Annotated in this window: 22 protein-coding genes; 16 read left to right on the top strand and 6 right to left on the bottom strand. The window is 69.1% G+C overall.

All coding sequences use genetic code 11. The features are described 5' to 3' along the window. The first annotated feature begins 59 nt into the window (after positions 1 to 59). The 6 genes from dut to ACT3T9_RS12570 all read left to right on the top strand — a co-directional run bounded on the left by dut (position 60) and on the right by ACT3T9_RS12570 (position 9,293). Positions 60 to 635 (top strand): dUTP diphosphatase, encoded by a 576-nt coding sequence (gene dut / locus ACT3T9_RS12595; protein ID WP_441444112.1) that lies wholly within the window; start codon positions 60 to 62, stop codon positions 633 to 635. 2 nt (positions 636 to 637) lie between these two features. Then, on the top strand, positions 638 to 1,438 hold the full coding sequence (locus ACT3T9_RS12590) for a DUF3710 domain-containing protein (RefSeq protein ID WP_441444111.1): 801 nt from the start codon (positions 638 to 640) through the stop codon (positions 1,436 to 1,438). Then, positions 1,435 to 2,277 (top strand): DUF3159 domain-containing protein, encoded by an 843-nt coding sequence (locus ACT3T9_RS12585; RefSeq protein WP_444606716.1) that lies wholly within the window; start codon positions 1,435 to 1,437, stop codon positions 2,275 to 2,277. The genes ACT3T9_RS12590 and ACT3T9_RS12585 overlap by 4 nt, the downstream gene beginning before the upstream one ends. 204 nt (positions 2,278 to 2,481) lie before the next feature. Next, positions 2,482 to 3,804: a class I SAM-dependent RNA methyltransferase gene (locus ACT3T9_RS12580; RefSeq protein WP_444606715.1), complete on the top strand. Its 1,323-nt coding sequence runs from the start codon at positions 2,482 to 2,484 to the stop codon at positions 3,802 to 3,804. A gap of 299 nt (positions 3,805 to 4,103) precedes the next feature. Then, the gene (gene acnA, locus ACT3T9_RS12575) at positions 4,104 to 6,890 is read left to right on the top strand and encodes an aconitate hydratase AcnA (protein WP_444606714.1); all 2,787 of its coding nucleotides are present in this window, start codon (positions 4,104 to 4,106) and stop codon (positions 6,888 to 6,890) included. A 519-nt stretch (positions 6,891 to 7,409) separates the two neighbouring features. After that, positions 7,410 to 9,293: a 1-deoxy-D-xylulose-5-phosphate synthase gene (locus ACT3T9_RS12570; RefSeq protein WP_444606713.1), complete on the top strand. Its 1,884-nt coding sequence runs from the start codon at positions 7,410 to 7,412 to the stop codon at positions 9,291 to 9,293. 45 nt (positions 9,294 to 9,338) lie between these two features. Here the strand turns inward: ACT3T9_RS12570 and map are convergent, their stop codons facing one another. The 5 genes from map to ACT3T9_RS12545 form a co-directional block, all read right to left on the bottom strand. Beyond that, positions 9,339 to 10,160, bottom strand: a complete 822-nt coding sequence (gene map, locus ACT3T9_RS12565; RefSeq protein WP_441444118.1) for a type I methionyl aminopeptidase — start codon at positions 10,158 to 10,160, stop codon at positions 9,339 to 9,341. Continuing rightward, positions 10,160 to 11,188 (bottom strand): COX15/CtaA family protein, encoded by a 1,029-nt coding sequence (locus tag ACT3T9_RS12560; protein WP_441444105.1) that lies wholly within the window; start codon positions 11,186 to 11,188, stop codon positions 10,160 to 10,162. The genes map and ACT3T9_RS12560 overlap by 1 nt, the downstream gene beginning before the upstream one ends. Before the next feature lie 110 nt (positions 11,189 to 11,298). Next, positions 11,299 to 12,105, bottom strand: a complete 807-nt coding sequence (locus tag ACT3T9_RS12555; protein ID WP_441444104.1) for an ABC transporter permease — start codon at positions 12,103 to 12,105, stop codon at positions 11,299 to 11,301. Next, positions 12,102 to 13,106: an ABC transporter ATP-binding protein gene (locus ACT3T9_RS12550; RefSeq protein ID WP_444606712.1), complete on the bottom strand. Its 1,005-nt coding sequence runs from the start codon at positions 13,104 to 13,106 to the stop codon at positions 12,102 to 12,104. Before ACT3T9_RS12550 ends, ACT3T9_RS12555 begins: the two co-directional genes overlap by 4 nt. Positions 13,107 to 13,188: 82 nt before the next feature. After that, positions 13,189 to 14,172 (bottom strand): glutathione S-transferase family protein, encoded by a 984-nt coding sequence (locus ACT3T9_RS12545; RefSeq protein WP_444606711.1) that lies wholly within the window; start codon positions 14,170 to 14,172, stop codon positions 13,189 to 13,191. A 402-nt stretch (positions 14,173 to 14,574) separates the two neighbouring features. Between ACT3T9_RS12545 and ACT3T9_RS12540 the strand changes: the two genes are divergently transcribed. The 6 genes from ACT3T9_RS12540 (at position 14,575) to ACT3T9_RS12515 (ending at position 19,673) form a co-directional block, all read left to right on the top strand. Continuing rightward, complete coding sequence (locus ACT3T9_RS12540; protein WP_441444101.1) at positions 14,575 to 15,324, top strand: helix-turn-helix transcriptional regulator; 750 nt, start codon at positions 14,575 to 14,577, stop codon at positions 15,322 to 15,324. After that, complete coding sequence (gene sufB / locus ACT3T9_RS12535) at positions 15,321 to 16,748, top strand: Fe-S cluster assembly protein SufB (protein ID WP_444606710.1); 1,428 nt, start codon at positions 15,321 to 15,323, stop codon at positions 16,746 to 16,748. Before ACT3T9_RS12540 ends, sufB begins: the two co-directional genes overlap by 4 nt. After that, on the top strand, positions 16,748 to 18,070 hold the full coding sequence (gene sufD, locus ACT3T9_RS12530; protein WP_442331790.1) for a Fe-S cluster assembly protein SufD: 1,323 nt from the start codon (positions 16,748 to 16,750) through the stop codon (positions 18,068 to 18,070). The genes sufB and sufD overlap by 1 nt, the downstream gene beginning before the upstream one ends. Further along, entirely contained in the window at positions 18,070 to 18,408 is a 339-nt protein-coding gene (locus ACT3T9_RS12525; protein ID WP_441444098.1) for a non-heme iron oxygenase ferredoxin subunit, read from the top strand. Before sufD ends, ACT3T9_RS12525 begins: the two co-directional genes overlap by 1 nt. A gap of 76 nt (positions 18,409 to 18,484) precedes the next feature. Beyond that, positions 18,485 to 19,240, top strand: coding sequence for a Fe-S cluster assembly ATPase SufC (gene sufC, locus ACT3T9_RS12520; protein WP_441444097.1), 756 nt, complete (start codon positions 18,485 to 18,487; stop codon positions 19,238 to 19,240). Positions 19,241 to 19,340: 100 nt separating this feature from the next. Then, entirely contained in the window at positions 19,341 to 19,673 is a 333-nt protein-coding gene (locus ACT3T9_RS12515) for a metal-sulfur cluster assembly factor (protein ID WP_441444096.1), read from the top strand. Between the two features lie 144 nt (positions 19,674 to 19,817). Here the strand turns inward: ACT3T9_RS12515 and ald are convergent, their stop codons facing one another. Beyond that, complete coding sequence (gene ald, locus ACT3T9_RS12510) at positions 19,818 to 20,933, bottom strand: alanine dehydrogenase (RefSeq protein WP_442331791.1); 1,116 nt, start codon at positions 20,931 to 20,933, stop codon at positions 19,818 to 19,820. 243 nt (positions 20,934 to 21,176) lie between these two features. Between ald and ACT3T9_RS12505 the strand changes: the two genes are divergently transcribed. The 4 genes from ACT3T9_RS12505 (at position 21,177) to nusB (ending at position 24,702) form a co-directional block, all read left to right on the top strand. Then, positions 21,177 to 22,781, top strand: coding sequence for an ABC-F family ATP-binding cassette domain-containing protein (locus ACT3T9_RS12505; RefSeq protein WP_441444094.1), 1,605 nt, complete (start codon positions 21,177 to 21,179; stop codon positions 22,779 to 22,781). A 126-nt stretch (positions 22,782 to 22,907) separates the two neighbouring features. Continuing rightward, positions 22,908 to 23,525 carry a winged helix-turn-helix domain-containing protein gene (locus ACT3T9_RS12500; protein ID WP_441444093.1) on the top strand — a complete coding sequence of 206 codons (618 nt, stop codon included), beginning with the start codon at positions 22,908 to 22,910 and terminating at the stop codon, positions 23,523 to 23,525. Between the two features lie 74 nt (positions 23,526 to 23,599). Then, the gene (gene efp, locus ACT3T9_RS12495) at positions 23,600 to 24,160 is read left to right on the top strand and encodes an elongation factor P (RefSeq protein WP_441444092.1); all 561 of its coding nucleotides are present in this window, start codon (positions 23,600 to 23,602) and stop codon (positions 24,158 to 24,160) included. Beyond that, the gene (gene nusB, locus ACT3T9_RS12490; RefSeq protein ID WP_441444091.1) at positions 24,157 to 24,702 is read left to right on the top strand and encodes a transcription antitermination factor NusB; all 546 of its coding nucleotides are present in this window, start codon (positions 24,157 to 24,159) and stop codon (positions 24,700 to 24,702) included. The genes efp and nusB overlap by 4 nt, the downstream gene beginning before the upstream one ends. Positions 24,703 to 24,798 lie beyond the last annotated feature (96 nt).

Below are 24,798 nucleotides of genomic sequence, written 5' to 3'. Positions count from 1 at the left end.
GCCCTGCGAGGCTCCGAGCTCGCTGGGAGCAGGATGCCGCCACGGCATACCCTGTGCCCATGTCTGTCGATCACGCTGATTCCTCGTCACACGATGCGACGGCCGCACCTGCGGCCGGAGACCCCGTCCTGCGCATCCGCCGCAGCGGCGCGACGGCGCTGCCGCATCGCGCCCATGCCGACGACGCTGGGCTGGACCTCGCCAGTGCGGAGGACCTCGTGATCCCCGCCGGTGGCCGGGCCCTGGTGGACACGGGCCTCGCGCTCGCGCTGCCGCCCGGCACCGTGGGCATGGTCTGCCCCCGCTCCGGCCTCGCGGCGCGCCACGGGATCACCGTCCTGAACGGCCCCGGTATCGTGGATGCCGGCTACCGAGGTCCCGTCAAGGTCTCGCTGCACAACACCGATCCGACGGAGCCGTTCGCCCTCCATGTCGGAGACCGCATCGCCCAGCTGGTGGTGGTGCCCTTCATCGCCCCGGTGCTGCAGGAGGTCGCGGACCTCGAGGAGACCGACCGGGCGCAGGGCGGCTTCGGCTCCAGCGGCGGTTTCGGAGCCGCCGCGACAGCTGAGCCGATGACGGCGGCTGCGACCGCCACGGCGGCCGTGACCGCCGACGAGACCACGGAGGGATGATCATGGGACTGTTCTCTCGCAAGAAGCAGCAGAAGGTCGAGGAGATCGACGGCCTGGATGCGCACGACTCCCAGGATTCGGGGATCTCGCAGAAGGCGACCGACCGGCCCGATGCCGAGGACGCCGAGAACGATGAGGGCACCGAGCGGGCAGAGGGCCGCGACGGCGACAGCGACTCCGCCGCCCCTCGCGGAGAGCACCTCGAAGACGGCCCCTATGACGAGTCCGAGGCACCCGCGGAAGAGCGGATCGACCTCGGAGCACTACGCGTCCCGGCCATCGACGGCATGGAGCTGAGGATGGAGGTCGATCAGCGCAGCGGCTCGGTCACCGGGGCGAATCTGGTGATCGCCGGCTCGTCCCTGCAGGTCCAGGCCTTCGCTGCGCCCAAGACCCGCGGTCTGTGGGAGGACGTGCGCTCCTCGCTGCGCGACTCCGTGGTCAAGCAGGGAGGGACCGCGGAGACCCGGCCCGGAGCCTTCGGCACCGAGCTGATCACCCGGCTGCCCGTGAAGCGGACCGATGGGCGCACGGGATACCGGCCGGCGCGATTCATCGGCATCGACGGACCGCGCTGGTTCGTCCGGGCGATCCTCACAGGCAAGGCGCTGGGCGACAAGGAGCAGTCACGCCGTTTCGAGACCCTCATCTCCCGCCTGGTGGTGGTGCGCGGGTCCGAGGCGATGGCTCCGCAGGAGCTGATCCCGCTGCATCTGCCCGGGGAGCGGCCGGGCCTGAGCCAGGTCGGTGCCGCACCGCTGGACCCGCTGGCACGGGGCCCAGAGATCACGGAGGTCGGGTGAGTCCCGCGGTGCCCGGCTCCGGCTCTGGCCCCGAGACCCACGGCCCCGAGCACGAAGCACCCGAGACCCAGGGGCCGGAGCCGCGAGGCGCCGAGCGCCCGGCTCCGGCGACCCGAGGCCCTGAGCGCCAGGGTCCCGCAGCCGGAGGCCCCGGCATCGGTCCAGAGGCGGGCACGGGCCCAGCCGCCGAGGAGCACGAGCCGACGTCCCGCAGCGGGCTGGGTGCCGTGCTGCGGGATGAGGAGTTCTCCGTCTCCGACGCCATCGGCGGCCCCCGCGGCATCGTCGAGTCGGTGCTGCCCACGCTGCTCTTCGTGGTGCTGTTCGTGGTCACGCGCTCGGTCATGGTCGCGGCCGTGGCTGCGGTCATCGTGGTGCTGGGACTGCTGATCGCCCGGATCGTGCAGCGACAGAGCCCGTCCACGGTGCTCGGCGGCCTGCTCGGGGTGGCACTCGGCGCCGTGCTCGCGATCCGCTCCGGCGAAGGCTCTGACTTCTACTGGCCCGGTATCGTCACCAACGCCGTCGCCCTGGTGGTGCTGCTGACCACTCTGGCGCTGCGGCGACCGCTGGTGGGAATCTTCGTCGGCCTGCTCGATCCTCGGGTGAAGGACTGGACCGAGGACCCTGACGCACGCCGTGTCTACACCAGGGCCACGTTGCTCTTCGTCGGGCTCTACGCCGCGAAGCTGGCCGTGCAGCTCCCGCTGCTGCTGACGGATCAGGTCGCCGCCCTCGGCGCCGCCAAGATCGCCATGGGCCTGCCCGCCTTCGCCGTGATCGCGTATCTGGTGTGGCTCATGCATCGCGGACTGCTGGCGCGTCGCGAGCGACGTTGAGCACCTGCTCGGGCCGTGTGCGCAGGAGCGTCATCGGGTCGGGCACGCAGGAACGCCATCGGGCCGGGCGCCAGGACCGTCCACTGGATGAGACAATGGGCGGACGGTTCCCCGCACCCGACCGCAGGTCTGCGCGGGACCTCCCATAGATCGAGCAGCCACGGTCCGCGTCGTTCCCCGCGCGGACGGGAAGAGAGTGGTCCGATGACCTCCGATGCCGAAACCGCGCCGAGCAGCTCCGCCCTCGGCGGGCGCCTCCTGACCCTCACTGTCGGCCCGCCCGCAGCCGGCGGCACCTTCGTGGCACGCCATGAGGGACGGGTCGTGTTCGTCCGCGGCACGACCCCGGGCGAGACCGTGACCGCCCGACTGCTCGAAGACCCCGAGGAGCGCGCGAACGCACGTTTCTGGCGCGCCGAGGCGCTCGACGTGCTCGAGGCAGGCCCGGACCGTGCACCGTCGGTCTGGGAGGAGGCCGGCATCGACGGCGTGGGAGGTGCCGAGTGGGCGCACATCGCACTGCCCGCCCAGCGCCGGATCGCCACCGAGGTAATGCAGGAGCTGCTCCGCCGCGCCGGGGTGACGAGCTTCCCGATCGAGCAGGTGCAGGTCGAGCCGGCGCCGCACGACGCCGAAGGGCTGGCCTGGCGCACACGCGTGCGCTATGCGGTCGATGCCGATGGCCGGGTGGGCATGCGCGGCTGGCGTTCTCATGAGGTTCGTCCGGTGGGCGCGGATCCCCTCTCGGCCCAGGCCATTCGTGACCTGCAGCTGGGGGAGTGGACCGCCCCCGAGGGGACCGAGGCGATCGATGCGGTCGCTCCGTCGGCCGGTCCTGCCTCCGTGGTGCTGATCGGGCGGGAGCTCGACCCGAGCGCAGTGGTCATCCCGGAGACCTGGGGGGATGCTGACGTCTCTGTCCGCACCGGGCGCGGCCTGGTCCCGCTGCGCGGGGACGGACTGGTCCATGAACGCCTCGGGGAGCGCATGTTCGCCGTCAGCGCGACGGGCTTCTGGCAGTCGCACCGACGCGCCGCGGAGCTCCTGAGCGAGGTCGTCGAATCGACGCTGCGCGCACCGCACGGCGGCAGCGCCTGGGATCTGTACGGCGGAGTGGGGGTCTTCTCCGCAGTCGCAGCGCGGCAGGTCGGGGACGACGGTTCGGTCGTCTCCGTCGAGGGGAACCGGCGCGCCTCGCAGATCGCCGCCGAGAACCTCGAGGATCTTCCCCAGGTCTCGACCGCGACCGCGGACGTGACGGACTGGGTCCGTGCCCGCCGTGGCGGCGTCGACACGGTGGTGCTGGACCCGCCGCGCAGCGGTGCAGGCACCGAGCTGATGGACCTCCTGGCAGCCGCCGTCCGCCAGCGGATCGTCTACGTCTCCTGCGAGCCCTCCACGCTCGCCCGGGACCTCGCAGCGATCGAGAAGAAGGGGTGGCATATCGCGGACCTGCGTGCCTTCGACCTGTTCCCGCATACCCACCACATCGAGTCGGTCGCGGTGCTGGAGCGAGTCTCGGCCTGAAGGGACGGGGCGGCGTCGCTCGGCCGCGCCAGGGCCGTCGCACCAGGGCCGTCGCACCAGGGCGCCCGCCGAGACGGCGAGCTTCGACACACCTGCAGATCAGCTGACGAGGTGTCAGGTCGAGGGTGCCTGACATGGTACTATTTATCTTGACTTCAAGATATATGCCGGATCGAGCCGGCGTCCCCTCGGTCGACCTGCATGAGCAGCGGTTCATCGCGAGGTGAGCGTTCGTCCGCCTGTCGCGGATTGCGCGCCTACGATGGAGGGGTCAACCCCACACCAAAGGAGTTCGCCTGATGAGCACTGTCGACTCATTCGCCGCGAAACAGGATCTCAGCGTCGGCGGCACCGACTACGAGATCTTCGCGCTCGACGCCGTGGAGGGCGCCGACAAGCTTCCCTACAGCCTCAAGATCCTGCTCGAGAACCTGTTGCGCACCGAGGACGGGGCGAACATCACCGCCGACCACGTGCGCGCCCTGGCGGGCTGGGAGCCCTCTGCCGATCCGTCGGTCGAGATCCAGTTCACCCCGGCCCGCGTGATCATGCAGGACTTCACCGGCGTGCCCTGCGTCGTCGATCTCGCCACCATGCGCGAGGCCATGCAGGATCTCGGCGGCGATCCCGAGAAGATCAACCCGCTCGCCCCGGCCGAGATGGTCATCGACCACTCGGTGATGATCGACGTGGCCGGTCGCCTGGACGCGCTCGAGAAGAACATGGAGCTCGAGTACGAGCGCAACCGTGAGCGCTATCAGTTCCTGCGCTGGGGCCAGACGGCCTTCGACGACTTCAAGGTCGTCCCCCCGGGCACCGGCATCGTCCACCAGGTCAATATCGAGTACCTGGCCCGCACGGTCATGACCCGTGAGGTGGGCGGCGCCCTGCGCGCCTACCCGGACTCCTGCGTCGGCACCGACTCCCACACCACCATGGTCAACGGCCTGGGCGTGCTCGGCTGGGGCGTCGGCGGCATCGAGGCCGAGGCCGCGATGCTCGGCCAGCCGGTCTCCATGCTGATCCCGCGCGTGGTGGGCTTCAAGCTCACCGGCGAGATCCCGCCGGCCGCGACCGCCACCGACGTGGTGCTCACGATTACCGAGATGCTCCGCGAGCACGGCGTGGTGGGCAAGTTCGTCGAGTTCTACGGCGAGGGCGTCACCCAGGTGCCGCTCGCCAACCGCGCGACTATCGGCAACATGAGCCCCGAGTTCGGCTCCACCTGTGCGATCTTCCCGATCGACGAGGTGACCGTCGACTACATGCGTCTCACCGGCCGCACCGAGGAGCAGCTCGCGCTGGTCGAGGCCTACGCCAAGCGCCAGGGCCTGTGGCACGACGCCTCCAAGGAGGTCGTGTACTCCGAGTACCTCGAGCTGGACCTGTCCACCGTGGTGCCCTCGATCGCCGGCCCGAAGCGTCCGCAGGACCGCATCGTGCTGACCGAGGCCAAGGAGTCCTTCCGCGAGGTGCTCCCGTCCTACGCGCGTGACCACGAGGCCTCCGAGAACGGCGCGGACACCGCTGGCACCTTCCCCGCCTCGGATCCCGCCAGCCAGGGTTCGGACAACGACTCCGGCGGCTCGGCTCCCGAGCACCAGCACGTCACCGGCCGGGCATCGAATCCGGTGCAGGTCAGCGGTCGGGACTTCTCGATCGATCACGGCATCGTCTCGATCGCCTCGATCACGTCCTGCACCAACACCTCGAACCCCTCGGTGATGATGGCGGCGGGCCTGCTCGCGCAGAACGCGGTGGATCGCGGACTGGTCGCGAAGCCCTGGGTGAAGACCTCCATGGCCCCCGGGTCCCAGGTCGTCACGAACTACTACACCAAGGCTGGGCTCTGGCCCGCCCTGGAGTCGCTCGGCTTCCACCTGGTCGGCTACGGCTGCACCACCTGCATCGGCAACTCCGGCCCGCTGGACTCGGAGATCTCCGACGCGATCGCGGAGAAGGATCTCGCGGTCACCGCGGTGCTCTCGGGCAACCGCAACTTCGAGGGCCGCATCAACCCCGACGTCAAGATGAACTACCTGGCCTCCCCGCCGCTGGTCATCGCCTACGCGCTCGCGGGCACGATGGACTTCGACTTCGAGAACGACCCACTGGGGCAGGACAAGGACGGCGCGGACGTCTTCCTGCGCGACATCTGGCCGAACCCCACCGAGGTCGAGAAGGTCATCGCGGAGTCCATCTCCCAGGAGATGTTCACCGAGGACTACAAGGACGTCTTCACCGGCGACGAGCGCTGGCGCAACCTCGACACTCCCGAGGGTGCGACCTTCGAGTGGGATGACGAGTCGACCTACGTGCGCAAGCCCCCGTACTTCGAGGGAATGTCGGCGACGCCGGAGCCCGTCTCCGACGTCTCCGGTGCGCGGGTGCTGGTCAAGGTCGGCGACTCGACCACCACTGACCACATCTCGCCCGCCGGTGCGATCAAGCTGGACTCCCCGGCTGGTCACTACCTCCAGGAGCACGGAGTTGCCCGCAAGGACTTCAACTCCTACGGCTCGCGCCGAGGAAACCACGAGGTGATGATCCGCGGCACCTTCGCGAACATCCGCATCAAGAACCAGCTGCTCGACGGCGTCGAGGGCGGGTACACCAAGAACCTGCTGACCGGTGAGCAGGAGTTCATCTACGACGCGGCCCAGGCCTACGCCGAGCAGGACATCCCGCTGGTGGTCCTCGCCGGCAAGGAGTACGGCACCGGTTCCTCCCGTGACTGGGCGGCCAAGGGCACCAAGCTCCTCGGCGTCGAGGTCGTCATCGCGGAGAGCTTCGAGCGGATCCACCGCTCGAACCTCATCGGCATGGGCGTGCTTCCCCTGCAGTACCCCGTGGGGGAGAACGCCGAGTCCCTCGGGATCGACGGCACGGAGACGTTCTCGTTCACCGGCGTGACCGCTCTGAACGACGGCTCCATCCCGAAGACGGTCAAGGTCGTCGCTGTGAAGGAAGACGGCTCCTCGGTGGAGTTCGACGCGCCCGTGCGCATCGACACCCCCGGTGAGGCGGAGTACTTCCGCAACGGCGGCATCCTGCAGTACGTGCTCCGCTCGCTGGTCGCAGCCTGACTGACGTGCTGCGAGGAACGAGCGGCAGGAAGCCAGGCAGACGGTAGAGCCTGACTGACGTGCTGCGAGGAACGAGCGGCAGGAAGCCAGGCAGACGGTAGAGCCTGACTGACGTGCTGCGAGGAACGAGCGGCAGGAAGCCAGGCAGGCAGTAGAGCCTGACTGACGTGTTGCGCGCAGCCGCCGCCTGATCGGCGCCATACGACGCCCCGGCCCTGAAGGGTCGGGGCGTCGTCGCGTCATGGCGAGTCCTGAGTCGGGAGTCCGGACCCCTGAAGCCTGAAGCCTGGGTCCTGGGTCCTGGGTCCTGGGTCCTGAGTCCTGAGCGCCGATATGCGGCGCGGGCGAGTGCCCGAGTGCACCATTGCTCGGCCCCTCTGCACCGCGATGCACACCGAGGGCGGGACCCGTGAATCACCGGTGAAGATGTGCACAGATGTGATCACCTCGAGCGTCACCACAGGTCACGAGGACATAGGCTGGCCGAGTTCCGGCCCCGTCCCTGAGGGAGGACCACGCGTGTCCACCATTGAGCATCGTTCCGCCACCCCGCACCGCGGGCGAGCTGCAGTGACCCCGTCGGCACCGGCTGCGGATGCTTCGACCCCACCGTCAGAGGTTCCAATTCCGGGCGGCCCCGAGGCGCTGCGGGCGCTCGACGCCGCACAGCTGCCGGGGCTGGCACGCACTCTGCGTCGGCGTCTGCTGGAGATCTGCTCGCGCAGCGGAGGCCACCTGGGACCGAACCTCGGCGTGGTCGAGCTGACGATCGCCCTGCACCGCGAGTTCCGTTCCCCGGACGAGCCGATCGTCTTCGACACCGGTCATCAGGCCTATGTGCACAAGATGCTCACCGGGCGCGCCGATCTGCCGGGGCTGCGCACCGCGGGCGGCATCGCGGGCTACCCGGACCGCGGGGAGTCGGTCCACGATCTGGTGGAGAACTCCCACGCCTCGGGATCCATCGCCTGGGCCCACGGACTGGATCGCGCCCACCGGCTCGCCGGGGCCGACGGGGCCGCGGTCGCAGTCATCGGGGACGGCGCTCTCACCGGAGGGGTGGGCCTGGAGGCCCTCAACCTGCTCGCCTCCGATCAGGGCTCGCGCACTGTCGTGGTGCTCAACGACAACACCCGCTCCTATGCCCCCACCGTGGGCGGGATCGCCGAGCATCTCGCCGAGCTCCGCGCCGGCCGGATCGGTGCCGGAGAGGATCTCTTCACCTCGCTCGGGCTGACCTATCTCGGACCGGTCGACGGCCATGACCTCACTGCCCTCGCCGACGCCCTGGCCGCAGCTCGACGTGCCGCGGAGGATCCCACGAGCTCCGGGGTGCTCGTCCACGTCCTGACCCGGAAGGGTGCCGGCTTCGCTCGCGCGGAATCGGACACCGTGGACCATTGGCATGCCACCAGTCCCTTCACCATCCAGGAGCAGGCCTCACCGGGAGCGCCGACGGAGACCTGGACCTCCCGGTTCGGCGCCGCGATGCTCGATGCCGCCCGCGCCGATGAGCGCGTGGTCGCGATCAGCGCCGCGATGATCGACCCCGTGGGCCTCACCCCGATGCAGCAGGAGCTGCCGGGGCGCGTGCTCGATGTCGGGATCGCCGAGCAGCTCGCGCTCGACACGGCCGCCGGACTCTCCGCCGGCGGCCGCAAACCCGTGGTCTCCCTCTACGCGACCTTCCTGAACCGGGCGATCGACCAGCTGCTGCTCGATGTCGCCCTGCACGGCGAAGACGTCACGATCACCCTGGACCGGGCCGGTGTCACCGGCGATGACGGGCCCAGCCATCACGGGATCTGGGACCTCGCCCTGGCGACGAAGGTGCCCGGTCTCTCGCTGTGGGCGCCCCGGGACGGAGTTCGTCTCGATGCCGCGGTCCCCGCCGCTCTCGGGACCCTCGGCCCGTCCCTGGTGCGCTTCCCCAAGGGAGCCTGCCCGCCGGAGCTGCCGGCTCTCGCGCAGCTGCCTGCCGGGGAGGTGCTCGCCGGTGACGCGCACGCACCCGTCGACATCCTGCTGGTCTCCATCGGTGCTCTGGCTGGCCGCGCCGTCGAGGCCGCCGCAGAGCTCGCTGCGGCGCATCCAGAGCTGAACCTCGTGGTCCTCGACCCGGTGCAGTCACTGCCGCTGGGGGAGGAGCTGCTGGACCTCGCCGCGACCGCGCGCGCGGTCGTCACGCTCGAGGACGGCCTGGCCGAGCACGGGATCGGTGCGGCCCTCGGTACGCGGCTCGCCCGGCGTGCCACGCTCTCCGCGCCCGGACCGGTCCTGCGCAGCCTTGGCGTCGACCTGGAGTTCATCCCGCATGGGAAACGCGATGCGATCCTCGCGGCTCAGGGCCTGGATGCCGCGGGCATCGCAGCGAGCATCCGCTCTCTCCTGCAGGGGAGCTGAGCCGCGGGGCTGCACCTTCACCCACGCGTGGGCCGGCGCTCCGTCTCAGCCCAGTGAGCTGCGCGGGGAGGGGTCGTCGGGCCGGGCGGTGAGGATGATCGGTGCGCCGGTGGTGACCTGCAGGGTGTGCTCGGCATGGGCCCCGCGGGAGCCGTCGGCCGAGAGCTGCGTCCAGCCATCTCGCTCGTCGACCTTGAGCTCCGAGGTGGTGGGCACCAGGAACGGCTCGACCGTGATCAGCTGTCCTGCCACCAGCGTGGGGCCACCGCCGGGGGTGCCGTGATTGGGCACGAAGGGTGCCTCATGCATGGTGCGCCCCACCCCATGACCGCCGAAGCGCTCATTGATGGTGTATCCGAGCGCGTGGGCCTCGTTCATCACCGCATGGCCGATGTCGCCCACGCTGTTCCCGGCGGTGACCTGGTCGATGCCGGCCCACATCACCCGCTCGGTGTCGCGGATCAGCTGGAGGTCCTCTTCGCGCGGTGTGCCCACGATGATCGAGAGGCAGGAGTCCGCGACCCAGCCCTCGACCTCGACGGCGAAGTCCAGGGAGAGCAGATCACCATCTTCCAGGAGCCGGTCGTAGGGACGGCCGTGCAGCACCCCGTCGTTGACGGAGGTGCAGATCGCGTGCCCGAACGGGGAGGCCCCGAAGACCGGGTGGTACTCGATGTAGCAGCTGGTCGCGCCGGCCTCGCGGATCATGCGATGGGCTTCGGCATCCACTTCCAGGAGGTTCCAGCCGACGTCCACGACGTCGCGCAGGTGCGAGAGCACCGAGGCGACGAACTCTCCGGCCGGCCGGGCCTGGGCCAGGGTCGGCAGCTCCTGCGTGGAGCTGCGGCGGCGCTTGCCGAGGATCATCATGCCTCCGTGCTGAGGGGTGAGTCGCCGGCTGCAGCTGCAGCCGGGTGCGGTTCCTGCCAGGTGACCAGGCGGGCTCCCACCCATGCGATCCCGGCGCCGAACAGCGCCGCACCGATCAGGTGGAGGAACACGATCAGCTCCGGAAGGCCGAGGAAGTACTGGACATAGCCGATGATGCCCTGGACCACGGTCAGGACCACCAGCCACCAGGCCGCGACGATCGCCTCACGCCGCGCCGCGGATCGGTGGAGCACGACCAGCAGGACTGCGAGCAGGGCGCAGAACGCATAGACCGACAGGGCGTGGATCCGGGAGGCGATCATGGGGTTCAGCGCAATCCGGGTGACGTCTCCGGCGTCCCCGGAATGAGGTCCGGTGCCGGTGACGATCGTGCCCAGGACCAGCACTACGAAGCCCACCACCGCGAGGGGTACGAAGACTTGGAGAGCACGCACCGGGACTGCCCGCCGGATCGCACCGTCGCCGTCATAGAGGCGCACCAGCAGCACCATCGAGACCGCGGCCAGCACTGGGGAGAGCAGGAAGTGGGGGCTGACGATGCCCGGGTGTAGATCCGCGAACACCACGACCATGCCGACGATCGCCTGCACAGCGGTGCCGATCAGGGGGACGCAGGCCAGGCGGCGGAAGCCGGTGCCCTTGTGCCCGAGCCAGCGCCAGCTCACCAGCAGCAGTGCGACCGCGAACACGGTCAGCACCCCGGTCAGCGAACGGTTGCCGAATTCCACGAAGGGGTGGATGCCCGCCTCCATGGTGAGCACCGGTGTGAACTGCCCTGGCTCGCAGTTCGGCCAGGTGGAGCATCCCAGCCCGCTGCCGGTCAGCCGTACGGCGGCGCCCGAGAGGATGATCCCGATCTGCGAGAGCAGGTTCCCCCAGAACACCACCGCGGCCACCCGGGCACGGCGCTGCGGGCCCCAGGAGGGCAGGCGGGGATCGGGCAGGGTGGTCAGGCGCCGGTAGCGCTCAGGGGCGCGCGGCGCGGCTGCGACGGGACTGGACATGCTCCGAGTCTAGATTCTGCCGCGGTGAGAACGCTGGGCGCAGCGGACGGATGCGACCGACGACGCATCCTGGGCGTCCCGCAGCCGCTCTGTTGTTGCTCTGCAGCCGCTCAGCTGTCCGTCCAGCGGAACCAGCGCATGACGGCGAGCACCCCGCCGACGGCCCAGACCAGCAGCACCACGACGGAGCCGACGGAGAACGGTCCGGAGGCCAGACATGCGCGCATCAGCTCACCGAGTGCACCGGAGGGCAGCAGATCGACCAGGCCTCCCAGGATCCGCGGATAGGCGGCGGTGGGGAAGGCGACGCCGCCGGCCGCGATCATCAGCACGAACACCAGGTTCGAGACGGCCAGCACCGCCTCGGTGCGCAGCGTGCCAGCGATCAGCATGCCCAGCGAACCGAAGGCGACGGTGCCCACGAGCCACACCGGGATCAGCCCGAGCAGCCCCGACAGCTCGGGCCGCCAACCGATGATCAGCGCGATCAGCCCGAGGACGATCACCTGGAGGACATGGGTGGTCAGTGTCGCGAGGATCTTGCCGGCCAGGTACCCGCCGCGTCCCAGCGGTGTGGTCGCCACCCAGCGCAGCACGCCGTTGCGGCGGTCGAAGCCGGTGAGGATGGCCTGCGAGGTGAAGGAGGTGGAGATCAGCGCCGTGGCGAAGGTCGCGGCGACGGCGGTGTCGACCGCGGCGACGCCCTCGAGCCTGCCCAGCGGCAGCAGCCATAGCCCGATCAGCACCATCGCCGGCAGCGCGACGGCAACGGTGAGCTGCTCCCCGTTGGAGAGCAGAACCCTGGCCTCGAGCCCGGCGTGGGAGAGGATCCGACGCAGCGCGGGCGCAGGACGGGGGCTCCGCTCCGGCCGCACTGGTGCAGGGGAGGCGGGCGCAGGAGAGGTGGGGTTGGTCATCGGTGTTCCTCTCGGGAGGTGGAGAGGCGTGCCGCGGGTTCAGGCATCTCGGGATCGGGCTGTCCGGCGCTGAGGTCCTCGACCCGGTGGCTCTCGACGCTGTGGTCCTCGGCGTCGTGCTGCTGAGCCGCGTTCTCCTCGGCCGCGTGCTCTTCATCCATCAGATCCAGCAGCACGGATTCCAGATCAGCCGCGCCGCCCGAGGTCACTTCCAGCCGCACGCCATGGCGTGCGGCGGCTGTGCGCAGATCGGCTTCGAGCGCGGGTGCCACCTGAGGGTCGACGCCCGAGGCGGTGGCCTGCACGACCATGGCACCGTCGGCCGAGCGGTGGTCGTTGATCACGTCCTGGACGGAGCCGGAGGCGAGGACCTGGCCGCGGGAGATCACCCGGACCGCGTCGGCGAGGCCCACCACGTCATCCATCAGGTGGGTGGTGAGCACGACGGCGGTGCCGGTGCGGGCGAGCCCACGGATCAGCTCGCGCACCCGGCGGCGGATCGACGGGTCCATCCCTGCGGTGGGTTCGTCCAGGAAGACCAGGTCCGGGCGGCCGATGATGGCGAGCGCGAGGGCCAGGCGCTGACGCTGGCCGCCGGAGAGACGCCGCACCAGGGTGCGCGCGAAGGTGTCGATGCCCAGATGCTCGGCCACCTCCTCGACGTCCAACGGTGCGGCGTGGAGGGCCGCGCCGTAGCGCAGCAGCTGCATCGCCCCGGCACCCGAGGCGAGCCCGCCGTCCTGGATCATCACCCCCACCCGGGCGCGATGCTCCGGGCTGGAGCGCCAGGGGTCGACACCCAGCACCCGCACGCTGCCGCTGTCAGGGCGCAGCAGGCCCGTGGTGCAGGAGATGGCGGTGGTCTTACCGGCACCGTTGCTTCCCAGCAGCGCGGTCACGGCACCGCGCTCTGCGGTCAGGGTGAGCCCGTCCAGCGCGCGGACGGAGCCGTAGCTGAGGGAGAGGTCGGTGGCGACAAGGGCAGGGGAGTGGTCGTCCATGGCGCTCACCATCGTAGGCCGCGGCCCGCAGAACCAGCACCCGACGTGAGCGACCGGTCATGCGCGCCGGGCAGAGAGGTTCTCAGCGGCCGGTCACCTGCAGAGGGGTGTGCGCGGGATCGACCACCTCGGCGGCCAGCGGTGCCGCCGGGGCAGTGCCTCCGGGGCCCCAGGTGTCGGTCTCGAAGCGGTCGCGATCGTGGGGGTCCAGCAGCGGTTCGAGGGCCGGGCCCAGCGGCACCACCTGGGTGGGGTTCAGGTCCTCGTGCACGAAGTAGTAGTGGCGCTTGATCTGCTCGAAGTCGACGGTGTCCCCGAAGCCGGGGGTCGTGAACAGGTCCTTGGTGTAGTTCCACAGGTTCGGCATGCTCGAGAGCGTCTGCCGGTTCGCCTTGAAGTGGCCGTGGTACACGGGATCGAAGCGGATCAGGGTCGGGAACAGGCGCACATCCGCTTCCGTGATCGAGGGACCCAACAGGTAGCGGCTGCGGCCCAGGCGCTCCTCGAGCTCGTCGAACGCCTCCCACAGTGCGCGGTACTCCTTCTCGTACGCCTCCTGGGAGCCCGCGAAGCCGACTTTGTACACGCCGTTGTTGACGTGGTGGAGCATCCACTTGTTCAGCGCGTCGATCTCCTCGCGCTGCGCCTCGGGGTAGAGGTCCGGCGCACCCGCGCGGTGGTGATCGCTCCACTCCGTGGCGAAGTCGAGGGTGATCTGCTGGAAGTCATTGGTGACGACCGCCTTGGTGGGGACGTCCACCACGGCGGGGACGGTGATACCGCGGGGGTAGTCCGGGAATCGCGCGAAATACGCCTGCTGGAGTCGCTCGTAGCCGAGCACCGGGTCGACTCCGCCCTCGTCGAGATCGAAGGTCCAGGAGCGCTTGTCGTGGGTCGGGCCGGGCATGCCCACGGAGAGCACGTCCTCCAGGCCGAGCAGGCGACGGGAGATCAGGGTGCGGTTCGCCCAGGGGCAGGCGCGCGCCGCGACCAGGCGGTACCGGTCCTTCTCCACGGGCCAGCCGTCGCGGCCATCACGCGTGATCCGGTCATCGATGTAGTTCATGTCGCGGTCGAAGGATCCGCCGACTGTGACATAGGCGCCCCGCGTCGAATGCTCCTCGGAGGCAGTCGGTGCGGCAGTGGGCGGGGGAGTGGACGAAGCAGCGGGCGCGGCAGTGGACGAAGCAGCGGATGAGGCGGTGGCTGGGCCGGCGGGGTGCGTGCTCTCAGCAGGCATGGGATGGTCCCTTCAGATCGGGGAGGCGTCCCTCGAAGGGTAGTTGAAAACGGCACCAATTGGAAGCGCGGCCTGTCGGCGACGCCTTTCGTGGCAGTTGCGGGCGGCTGCGGAAGGCGTGTCTGCCCAGGTAAGGGGATCCTTCGTGCTGTGGCGCACAGGGGTCCGTACGTATTTGGCAACACTTATGTTGTAAAATCGAAAGGCGATGGACGGGAGGAGGCAGCAATGACCGCATCAGGCACAGCACCAGGCATCGAGACGGCCGTCACGCAGACCACGCGCGACCGCCTCGTGGATGCGATCTCGACCCACGGCCCGATCACCGCACGTCGGCTGGCCGAGCAGTTCGGCCTCACCAGTGCTGCGGTGCGCCGCCATCTGGCGGCGCTCGAGGCGGAGGGGGTCATCGCCGAGCACGACCTCCCCATCGCCCCGCGCGGCCGCGGGCGGCCCAGCAAGTCGTTCGTGCTCTCGCCCTCGGCCCACGAGGATCTGCCCGGTGGGTATGACGAACTCGCCGTGATGGCGATGGACGAGCTCGCCCGACTGGGCGGAAGCGAGGCGGTGACCGCCCTGGCGGAACGCCGCATCGCCGACTGGGAGAGCGTGCTGGCCGAGCGCGTCGCACAGCGTGAGGAGGCGGGGGAGGACATCACCGTCACCCGCAAGCTCGAGCTGCTCTCCGAACTGCTCACGGAGCGAGGGTACGCCACTTCGGTGCGCCCACTCCATGTGCCGCTGCCCGGCAGGGGCCCCCAGGCGGGAGCCGCTCCGCGTACCCTCGTCACGGCCCAGCTGTGCCACGGGCACTGCCCGGTCCTCGACGTCGCCGCAGATCACCCCGAGCTGTGCGAAGCTGAATCCCGCGTCATCTCCCGAATCATCGGAGCGCCTGTCCAGCGTCTTGCCACGCTGGCGCAGGGGGCTCACGTCTGCACGACTCATATTCCGCTCACCGAGGGAAGGACACCATGACGAGCGCACCAGAAAAGCTCACACAGGACGAGATCATCGACTCCATGGGCCAGTACGCCTATGGATGGCATGACGAGGACTCCGCCGGTGCCAGCGCGCGCCGCGGTCTGTCCGAGGACGTCGTTCGCGACATCTCGGCCCGCAAGGACGAACCGGAGTGGATGCTCGAGCGCCGTCTGAAGGCACTCGAGCTGTTCTACAAGAAGCCGCTGCCCACCTGGGGTCCCGACCTCTCGGGCATCGCCTTCGACCACATCAAGTACTTCGTCCGCTCCACCGAGAAGCAGGTCACCTCCTGGGAGGATCTGCCTGCGGACATCAAGGAGACCTACGACCGCCTCGGCATCCCCGAGGCCGAGAAGCAGCGTCTGGTCTCCGGCGTCGCCGCGCAGTACGAGTCCGAGGTCGTCTACCACCAGATCCGCGAGGATCTGGAGGAGCAGGGCGTCATCTTCCTGGACACCGACACCGCGCTCAAGGAGCACCCGGAGCTCTTCAAGGAGTACTTCGGCACCGTCATCCCCTCGGGTGACAACAAGTTCTCCGCACTGAACACCGCGGTGTGGTCCGGCGGCTCCTTCGTGTACGTCCCCAAGGGCGTCCATGTGGAGATCCCGCTGCAGGCCTACTTCCGGATCAACACCGAGAACATGGGCCAGTTCGAGCGCACGCTGATCATCGCCGACGAGGGCTCTTACGTGCACTACGTCGAGGGTTGCACCGCGCCGATCTACAAGTCGGACTCGCTGCACAGCGCCGTCGTGGAGATCATCGTGAAGAAGGACGCACGCGTCCGCTACACGACGATCCAGAACTGGTCGAACAACGTGTACAACCTGGTCACCAAGCGCACGATCGTCGAACAGGGCGGCGTGATGGAGTGGGTCGACGGCAACATCGGCTCCAAGGTCACCATGAAGTACCCGGCCGTCTGGCTGATGGGCGAGCACGCCCGCGGCGAGACCCTCTCGGTCGCCTTCGCGGGCGAGGGCCAGAACCAGGACACCGGTTCGAAGATGGTGCACATGGCGCCTCACACCTCGAGCTCGATCGTCTCGAAGTCGGTCTCCCGCGGTGGTGGACGCAGTTCTTACCGAGGTCTCGTGCAGGTCATGCCGGGCGCGGAGCACTCCGCCTCGACCGTGCTGTGCGATGCGCTGCTGGTGGACACCATCTCACGCACCGACACCTACCCCTACGTCGACGTCCGTGTCGACGATGTCCAGATGGGCCACGAGGCCACCGTCTCCAAGGTCTCCGAGGAGCAGCTCTTCTACCTGATGAGCCGCGGCATGGACGAGACCGAGGCGATGGCCATGATCGTGCGTGGGTTCATCGAGCCCATCGCCCGCGAGCTCCCGATGGAGTACGCACTGGAGCTGAACCGCCTGATCGAGCTGCAGATGGAAGGAGCAGTCGGTTGATGACGACCACTGATGTGAAGGGTGCCGAGAACGCTGGGGATCCGGCCGCGAACGAGGCCGTGGGCCACGCCGCAGGAGCCGCCCCCGTCGTCGCCCAGTCCGCCCTCGACGATGTCGAGACCACCGCGGCGCCGGAGCTGGAGGAGGAGAATCTGACCCTGCCGGGACAGGACGTCTCCGCCGCCCATGCCGCGTCGAACCGAGGCGCGCGAAAGCGTTCCTTCGAGGTCTCCGACCACGAGGTCCCCAAGAGCGACATCGAGGAGTGGCGCTTCACCCCGCTGCGCCGTTTCGCGCCCCTGTTCCAGGACGTCGCGACCGACGACCGCGAGGGCGATCCTGCGGTCGATTACCAGGTCACGGTGCCCGAAGGGGCTCCCGAGATCTCCACTCTGGCGCCCGGCGAGGCTCCCCGCGGCACCGTCCTGGTGCCCGAGGACCTGGCCTCCGCGGTCGCGTCGGCACGCACCGAGCAGGCACTGCACCTGGTCGCCGCGAAGAACGCCACCTATGACACGCCGTTCCGCGTGGACATGACCGGCCGGGGCGCCGAGCGTCGCGCCAACGCGCACATCGTGCTCGAGGCGAAGGAGTCGAGCTCGGCGACCTTCGTGCTCAACCACGCCGGTTCCGCGCAGTATGCGCAGAACGTCGAGATGATCGTCGGCGACAACGCGCAGATGACCGTCATCACCCTGCACGACTGGGATGACGACGCGGTGCACATCGCGACCCATCACGCCCGCGTGGGTCGTGACGCGAAGCTCAAGCATGTCGCCGTCACCCTGGGTGGCAGCGCGGTGCGCTTCAACGCGATCGGCGAGTATGCGGCAACCGGTGGCGAGATCGAGAAGCTCGGCCTGTACTTCTCCGATGAGGGGCAGTTCTTCGAGAACCGCCTGTTCATCGACCACAGCGCCCCGCGCTGCACCTCCAACGTGGCCTACAAGGGCGCGCTGCAGGGCAAGAACGCCCGCTCGGTGTGGGTCGGCGATGTGCTGATCCGCAAGGAGGCCGAGGGCACCAACACCTACGAGCTCAACCGCAATCTGCTGCTCACCGAGGGGGCACGCGCCGACTCGGTGCCGAACCTCGAGATCGAGACCGGTGAGATCGAAGGCGCGGGCCACGCCGCTGCGACGGGTCGTTTCGACGACGAGCAGCTGTTCTACCTGCGTTCTCGCGGAATCGACGAGATCGAGGCGCGTCGTCTCGTGGTGCGCGGCTTCTTCGCCGAGATCATCCAGCAGATCGACGTCCCCGAGATCCGTGAGCGGCTCTCGGCCTCGATCGAGGGCGAACTCGCACGGAGCATGAACTGATGTCGGACGCCTTCGTCCCCGTCGCCGCCCTGGCAGACCTCGCCCCCGGCGAGGCGATCGATGTCGTCGTCGACGGCATCGAGATCGCCCTGGTGCGCGCCGAGGACGGGGGCGTCCACGCCCTCGAGGACATCTGCTCGCACGACGAGATCGCGCTGAGCGATGGCGACGTCGAGGGCTGCACCATCGAATGCTGGAAGCACGGCAGCCAGTTCGACCTGGTCACAGGTCGTCCCCTGCAGCTTCCTGCGGTCCTTCCCGTGCGGGTCTTCCCCGTGCGGATCGACGAGAGCAGCGGCGAGATCCTGGTGGATCCGACCGTCGCCCCCGGCACCTGATCACTCCGGGCGCCTCTCCACGGCGCCCTTCCGACTTCACGAACCCACCAGCATCCCTGGTCAAGGAGAACCACCTATGTCGATCCTCGAGATCAAGAACCTCCACGCCACCGTCGATACTCCTGAGGGCACCAAGGAGATCCTCAAGGGCGTCGACCTCACCATCAAGGCCGGCGAGACCCACGCCATCATGGGCCCCAACGGCTCCGGCAAGTCGACCCTCGCGTATGCCGTCGCCGGTCACCCCAAGTACCAGATCACCGAGGGCGAGGTCCTCCTCGACGGTGAGAACGTGCTCGAGATGAGCGTCGACGAGCGCGCCCGTGCGGGTCTCTTCCTCGCGATGCAGTACCCGGTCGAGGTCCCCGGCGTCACCGTCTCGAACTTCCTGCGCACGGCCAAGACCGCGATTGATGGCGAGGCCCCCGCGCTGCGCACCTGGGTCAAGGACATGAAGGGCGCGATGGCGGATCTGAAGATGGATCCCGTCTTCGCCGAGCGCAACGTCAACGAAGGGTTCTCCGGCGGCGAGAAGAAGCGCCACGAGATCCTCCAGATGCAGCTGCTCAAGCCCAGCATCGCGATCCTCGACGAGACCGACTCCGGTCTCGACGTCGACGCGCTGCGTGTGGTCTCCGAGGGCGTCAACCGCGTCAAGGAGAACTCCGAGGTGGGCATCATGCTGATCACCCACTACACCCGCATCCTGCAGTACGTGAAGCCGGACTTCGTCCACGTCTTCGTGAACGGCCGGATCGCCGAGCAGGGCGGCCCGGAGCTGGCCGAGCGCCTCGAGGCCGAGGGCTACGACCGCTTCCTCGTCGGCGCCTGACGCCATTCGTCGGTCCGGCTCGGGAGGAAGTCCCGGGCCGGACCGGCCCCACCCCTTTCGGGAGCAGCACCTGCGCTCCCTATCCCCTCGGGAGGATGCGATGACCGAACAGAAGACCCCTGACGCGACGGTGAGCTCCGCCGACGTCATCGAGGCGATGAAGGACGTGATCGATCCCGAGCTCGGGATCAACGTCGTCGATCTCGGCCTCGTCTACGGCGTCACCGTCGAGGACGGCAATGCCGTCGTGGACATGACACTGACCTCCGCCGCCTGCCCGCTGACGGACGTGCTCGAGGAGCAGACCTTCGCGGCGCTGGACCCCATCACCGAGACGCACCGCATCAACTGGGTGTGGATGCCGCCGTGGGGCATGGAGAAGATCACCGAGGACGGCCGCGAGCAGCTGCGCGCGATCGGCTTCAACCTCTGAGCTGAGGCTCAGCACGCCAGCGCCGTCCCGCGCCGCCGTGTACTCGGCTGTGCGCTCGGCCGGCAGCAGAAATGTCCCCGGAGGACCGATGCGATGATTCGCATCCGTCGTCCGGGGACATTTCTCGTTGAACCCCGGCCAGTCTCAGGCGATGATCTGCTCCGCTGAGGTGACCTCGAGACCGTGGGCCTCGCCGGTGCCCGCATGGGCGAGCATGCCCTCGTGGGTGTGCAGGCCCTTGGCGAGCGCATCGTCGGAGCGCATCGCGTCGCGCCAGCCGGCCCCGGCGATCTTCAGGATGTACGGCAGCGTGGCATTGTTCAGCGCCGCGGTGGCGGTCACCGGCACCGAGCCCGGCATGTTCGCCACGCAGTAGTAGACGGTGTCGTGGACGCGGAAGGTGGGATCGTCGTGCGTGGTGGGACGGGAGTGCTCGAAGCACCCGCCCTGGTCGATCGCGACATCCACGAGCACCGAGCCCGGCTTCATCGTGGAGACCATCTCATCGGTCACCAGCTTGGGCGCACGCTTGCCCGGGATCAGCACCGAGCCGACCACGACGTCCGCCCGCCTGATCTCCTCGGTCAGGTCCAGGGCCGTCGAATAGCGGGTGCGGATGTCGCCATGGTGCATGGTCGCGATCTGCCCGAGGCGGGAGACGTTCAGATCCATCACGGTGACATTCGCATGCAGGCCGTTGGCCATCATCGCGGCCTGCTCACCGACCACACCGCCGCCGATGACCAGCACGTTCGCCTCGCTCGTCCCGGGGACTCCGCCCATCAGCACCCCGGCGCCGCCGAGCGGCGCCATCAGGTGGTAGGCGCCGACCTGCGTGGCGAGACGACCCGCGATCGCGCTCATCGGCGCGAGCAGCGGCAGTGAGCGGTCGGGGAGCTGCACCGTCTCGTACGCGATCGCCGTGGCCCCCGAGGACAGGAGCGCCTCGGTGAGCTTCTGATCCGCGGCGAGGTGGAGGTAGGTGAAGAGGATCTGCCCCTTCCTCAGGTAGTCGTGCTCCTCGGGGAGCGGCTCCTTCACCTTGATGATCATCTCGGCCTGCGCCCAGACCTCCGCGGCCGAGTCGAGGATCGTGGCTCCGGCGGCACGATAATCCTCGTCGGTCACTCGCGAACCGATGCCGGCGCCCGTCTCGACCACGACTTCGTGGCCACGGGCCACGAGCTCATGGACGCCGGCAGCGCCCAGACCCACACGATTCTCATTGTTCTTGATCTCCCGGGGTACCCCGATCCGCATGGCGCGCCTCTCTGCTGCGTTCTTCGGTCTCGATCGTGACCGCTCGGGCCAGCATCTCACCAACTCGGCACCTGGGGGAGCTGAGCTGTGGAACGCGGCACCGTCGGCGCAATTCTCGTGCTCTGGGAGAGGCGGCGGCCCTAGAGTGGTCCAGGCTCCGCGCGGGCCCGTCCGTCGCTCCGCGCAGGAGCGTCCGTCCGCTGCGCACCGAGCCGCCGCACCCTCGAACAGGAGCATCATCCAGTGATCACCGTGCACGACCTCGCCATCCGCGTCGGCGCCCGGCTGCTCATGAGCGACGTCTCCTTCCAGATCACCGCTGGCGACAGGGTGGGGCTGGTGGGCCGCAACGGCGCCGGCAAGACGACTCTGACCAAGGTGCTCTCGGGAACGCTGGACCCGTCCGAGGGCAGTGTCGAGGTCACCGGCGAGCTCGGCTACCTGCCTCAGGACACCCACAGCGGGGAGGACACCGAACCGGTGCTGTCCCGCATCCTCTCCGCCCGCGGGCTCGACGGGATCTTCAAGAAGCTCCGCCGCGCCGAGGAGGAGATGGGGGACATGAGCCTCACCGAGGCTCGCCGCGAGAAGGCCATGAACCGCTACCCGCGGATCGAGGCCGAGCTCGATGCGGCGGGCGGCTACGCGGCCGAGGCCGAGGCCAAGCGGATGTCCGCGAACCTGGGGCTGCCCAACCGGCTGCTCGAGCAGGAGCTGGGCACCCTCTCGGGTGGCCAGCGGCGCCGCGTAGAGCTCGCCCGGATCCTGTTCTCCCAGGCCACCACCATGATCCTGGACGAGCCGACCAACCACCTCGATCACGACTCGATCGTCTGGCTGCGGGAGTACCTGATGGGCTACCGCGGCGGGCTGATCATCATCAGCCACGACGTGGAGCTGGTCGAGCACGTCGTGAACAAGGTCTTCTACCTCGATGCCAATCGCGCCTCGATCGACATGTACAACATGGGCTGGAAGCTGTACCAGCGCCAGCGCGAGGATGACGAGAAGCGTCGCAAGCGCGAGTGGACGAACGCCGAGAAGAAGGCCACCCAGCTCACCGCCCAGGCCGAGAAGATGCGTGCGAAGGCCACCAAGGCGGTCGCCGCGCAGAACATGCTCAAGCGCGCCGAGCGGATGCTCGACGGGCTCGAGGGGGAGCGCCAGCAGGACCGCGTCGCCTCGCTGCGCTTCCCCAAGCCCGCCCCCTGCGGCAAGACACCGCTGATGGCGGAGGACCTCTCGAAGTCCTACGGCAGCCTCGAGATCTTCACCAGCGTGGATCTCGCGATCGATCGCGGCTCGAAGGTCGTCATCATCGGGCTCAACGGCGCCGGCAAGACCACTCTGCTGCGGATCCTCGCCGGAGTCGATGAGCCGGACACCGGCGGGCTGCTCCCCGGCCATGGCCTGCGGATCGGCTACTACGCACAGGAGCACGAGACCCTCGATCTGGACCGCACGGTGCTCCAGAACATGATGACTGCCGCCTATGAGCTGCCCGAGGTCGAGGCCCGCAAGATCCTCGGCTCCTTCCTCTTCACCGGGGAGGATGTCCACAAGCCGACCCGGGTGCTCTCCGGCGGCGAGAAGACCCGTCTCGCGCTCGCGACCCTCGTGGTCTCCAGCGCGAACGTGCTGCTGCTGGACGAGCCGACGAACAACCTCGACCCCGCCAGCCGTGAGGAGATCCTCGGAGCGCTCGCGGCCTTCGAGGGCGCCGTGGTGCTGGTCTCGCACGATCCCGGCGCCGTAGCGGCACTGAACCCCGAGCGGGTGCTGATGATGCCCGACGCGGTCGAGGACCTGTGGAACGCGGAGTACCAGGAGCTCATCGAGCTGGCCTGAGCAGGGCACGGCACGGAAAGCGACACGAGGGACGGCACCCGCATGCCGTGAGTCAGCGATAAATCGCTGTATCGTCACGAACACCTGATATCCATCGTTCCTGACGTCAGTCCTCGAGGAGTTGCCGTGTTCGTCCTGTCCCTCTCCGGCCGTCGCGGCCACGGCCGCGACGAGGGTGATCCGATCCCCGCCCTGCTCGCCGCCCTGGACGGGCTCGACGTGTCGCTGCCGCCCGAGCGCACCATGGGCCCCGACGCCCTGGTCCTCGCCGGGCGGGCCGAGGTCGCGCTCGAGGTGCTCCTGCGCGCGGCGGAGATCGGCCCGCTCGCGGCAGGCCTGGGCATCGGCGCCGTGACCCGCCCGCTGCCCGGCTCCGTGCGCGAGATCTCCGGACCCGCAGTCGTGGCCGCGACTGCGGCGCTGCAGGCGGCAGTCACGACCTCGCAGGTCCCCGTGGCTGTGCGCGCGGCTGATGACCGTCACCGCGACACCGCCGCGGACGCCGAGGCCGTGCTGCGCCTGGTGGTCTGGATGATCCGCACCCGCAATCGCCGCCAGCGGGAGACCGTCGGCGAGCTGCGCGAGGATCCCGGCGCCACCCAGGCGCAGCTGGCCCAGCGCCTCGGGGTCACCCAGCAGACGGTCTCGCGGGCCGTGAAGACCAGCGGTTGGCGCGAGGAGAGCGCCGCGCATCCGCTGGCCGTGAGGCTGCTGAGCATGATCGACCTCACGTCGGCTCGCTGAGTGCCCTTCCGACCCCGGCGCAGCCGTGCCTGCGCGCTATCCTGGGCACGCCCAGACGACTACCGAGGAGACTCATGGCGACGACGAACGATCTGAAGAACGGGATGGTCCTGGTGCTGGACCAGCAGCTGTGGAGCGTGGTCGAGTTCCAGCACGTCAAGCCCGGCAAGGGCCCGGCCTTCGTGCGCACCAAGCTGAAGAACGTCATGTCCGGCAAGGGCGTGGACAAGACCTTCAACGCAGGCCTCAAGGTCGAGACCGCCACGGTCGATCGCCGCGACATGCAGTTCTCCTACCTCGACGGCGACATGTTCGTGTTCATGGACACCAGCAGCTGGGAGCAGACCAGCCTCACCGCGGAGACCGTCGGCGAGGCCAAGGACTTCCTGATCGAGGAGCAGGACGTGGTGATCGCCTTCCACGAGGGTGCGGCGCTGTTCGTCGAGCTGCCGGCCTCCGTGGTCCTCGAGATCAAGTTCACCGAGCCCGGCCTGCAGGGCGACCGCTCCAGCGGTGGCACCAAGCCCGCCACGCTCGTGACCGGACGCGAGATCCAGGTCCCGCTGTTCCTCAACGAGGGCGACAAGGTCAAGGTCGACACCCGCAGCGGCGACTACCTCGAGCGCGTCAAGTGACCTCAGACTCCCCACAGGAGGACTCCGGGGTCCCGGCGATGCGCCGGGTCCCCGGGCTGCCCCACCCCACCCGGGAAGGCGCGGAGGTCACCTTCGAGCGCACGATCCCCGCTCCGTCCGACCGGCTCCACAGCCGTTCGCGTGACCGGATCCGGGCGATCGACGTGCTCTTCGAGGCCGATGCCAAGCAGCGCGAGGTGCTCGGTGTGCTGGAGGAGCGGCTGCGCCGTACGGCGGCGCAGACCCCGCTGCCGCAGCGCTCCCGTGAGCTCGTCGAGCTCTATGCCCCGAATGCGGTGGACATCGACGAGGACCTCGCCACCCACTCCCGGGACTGGCCCCTGCACCGGATGCCCGCGGTGGACCGCGCGATCCTGCGCCTGGGCAGTGCGGAGCTGCTCTACGGCGAGGACGAGTCCGGCCGGGGAGCGATCATCGGCGAGTACACGAAGATCGCCGAGGTGCTCTCCACCGACGACTCACCGCGATTCGTCAACGGGCTCCTCCAGCGGCTGGTCGAAGTGCGCGGCCTGCTCTCCTGAGCTGACGGCGGCGCGACCCGCCCGGGTCGCCGCCGCCATCCCCGCCGTCAGTCCGAGGGGCGGTCACCCGGGCTTCGCCCGCTGCCCGCCCTCTAG

It is taken from the genome of Brachybacterium sp. AOP29-B2-41 (genome assembly GCF_052378395.1).
Taxonomy (GTDB): domain Bacteria; phylum Actinomycetota; class Actinomycetes; order Actinomycetales; family Dermabacteraceae; genus Brachybacterium.
The sequence above is the reverse complement of the archived record's forward strand: the minus strand, read 5'-3'. Positions and strand labels throughout refer to the sequence as shown.

Bases quoted from the DNA above. Each gene is read 5' to 3' on its own strand.
- sufC (WP_441444097.1), top strand. From the start codon at position 18,485: ATGTCGATCCTCGAGATCAAGAACCTCCACGCCACCGTCGATACTCCT.
- ald (WP_442331791.1), bottom strand. From the start codon at position 20,933: ATGCGGATCGGGGTACCCCGGGAGATCAAGAACAATGAGAATCGTGTG.
- sufD (WP_442331790.1), top strand. From the start codon at position 16,748: ATGACGACCACTGATGTGAAGGGTGCCGAGAACGCTGGGGATCCGGCC.
- efp (WP_441444092.1), top strand. From the start codon at position 23,600: ATGGCGACGACGAACGATCTGAAGAACGGGATGGTCCTGGTGCTGGAC.
- ACT3T9_RS12545 (WP_444606711.1), bottom strand. From the start codon at position 14,172: ATGAACTACATCGATGACCGGATCACGCGTGATGGCCGCGACGGCTGG.
- ACT3T9_RS12590 (WP_441444111.1), top strand. From the start codon at position 638: ATGGGACTGTTCTCTCGCAAGAAGCAGCAGAAGGTCGAGGAGATCGAC.
- ACT3T9_RS12580 (WP_444606715.1), top strand. From the start codon at position 2,482: ATGACCTCCGATGCCGAAACCGCGCCGAGCAGCTCCGCCCTCGGCGGG.
- ACT3T9_RS12540 (WP_441444101.1), top strand. From the start codon at position 14,575: ATGACCGCATCAGGCACAGCACCAGGCATCGAGACGGCCGTCACGCAG.
- sufB (WP_444606710.1), top strand. From the start codon at position 15,321: ATGACGAGCGCACCAGAAAAGCTCACACAGGACGAGATCATCGACTCC.
- ACT3T9_RS12560 (WP_441444105.1), bottom strand. From the start codon at position 11,188: ATGTCCAGTCCCGTCGCAGCCGCGCCGCGCGCCCCTGAGCGCTACCGG.
- ACT3T9_RS12550 (WP_444606712.1), bottom strand. From the start codon at position 13,106: ATGGACGACCACTCCCCTGCCCTTGTCGCCACCGACCTCTCCCTCAGC.
- map (WP_441444118.1), bottom strand. From the start codon at position 10,160: ATGATCCTCGGCAAGCGCCGCCGCAGCTCCACGCAGGAGCTGCCGACC.
- ACT3T9_RS12525 (WP_441444098.1), top strand. From the start codon at position 18,070: ATGTCGGACGCCTTCGTCCCCGTCGCCGCCCTGGCAGACCTCGCCCCC.
- acnA (WP_444606714.1), top strand. From the start codon at position 4,104: ATGAGCACTGTCGACTCATTCGCCGCGAAACAGGATCTCAGCGTCGGC.
- ACT3T9_RS12515 (WP_441444096.1), top strand. From the start codon at position 19,341: ATGACCGAACAGAAGACCCCTGACGCGACGGTGAGCTCCGCCGACGTC.
- ACT3T9_RS12555 (WP_441444104.1), bottom strand. From the start codon at position 12,105: ATGACCAACCCCACCTCTCCTGCGCCCGCCTCCCCTGCACCAGTGCGG.
- dut (WP_441444112.1), top strand. From the start codon at position 60: ATGTCTGTCGATCACGCTGATTCCTCGTCACACGATGCGACGGCCGCA.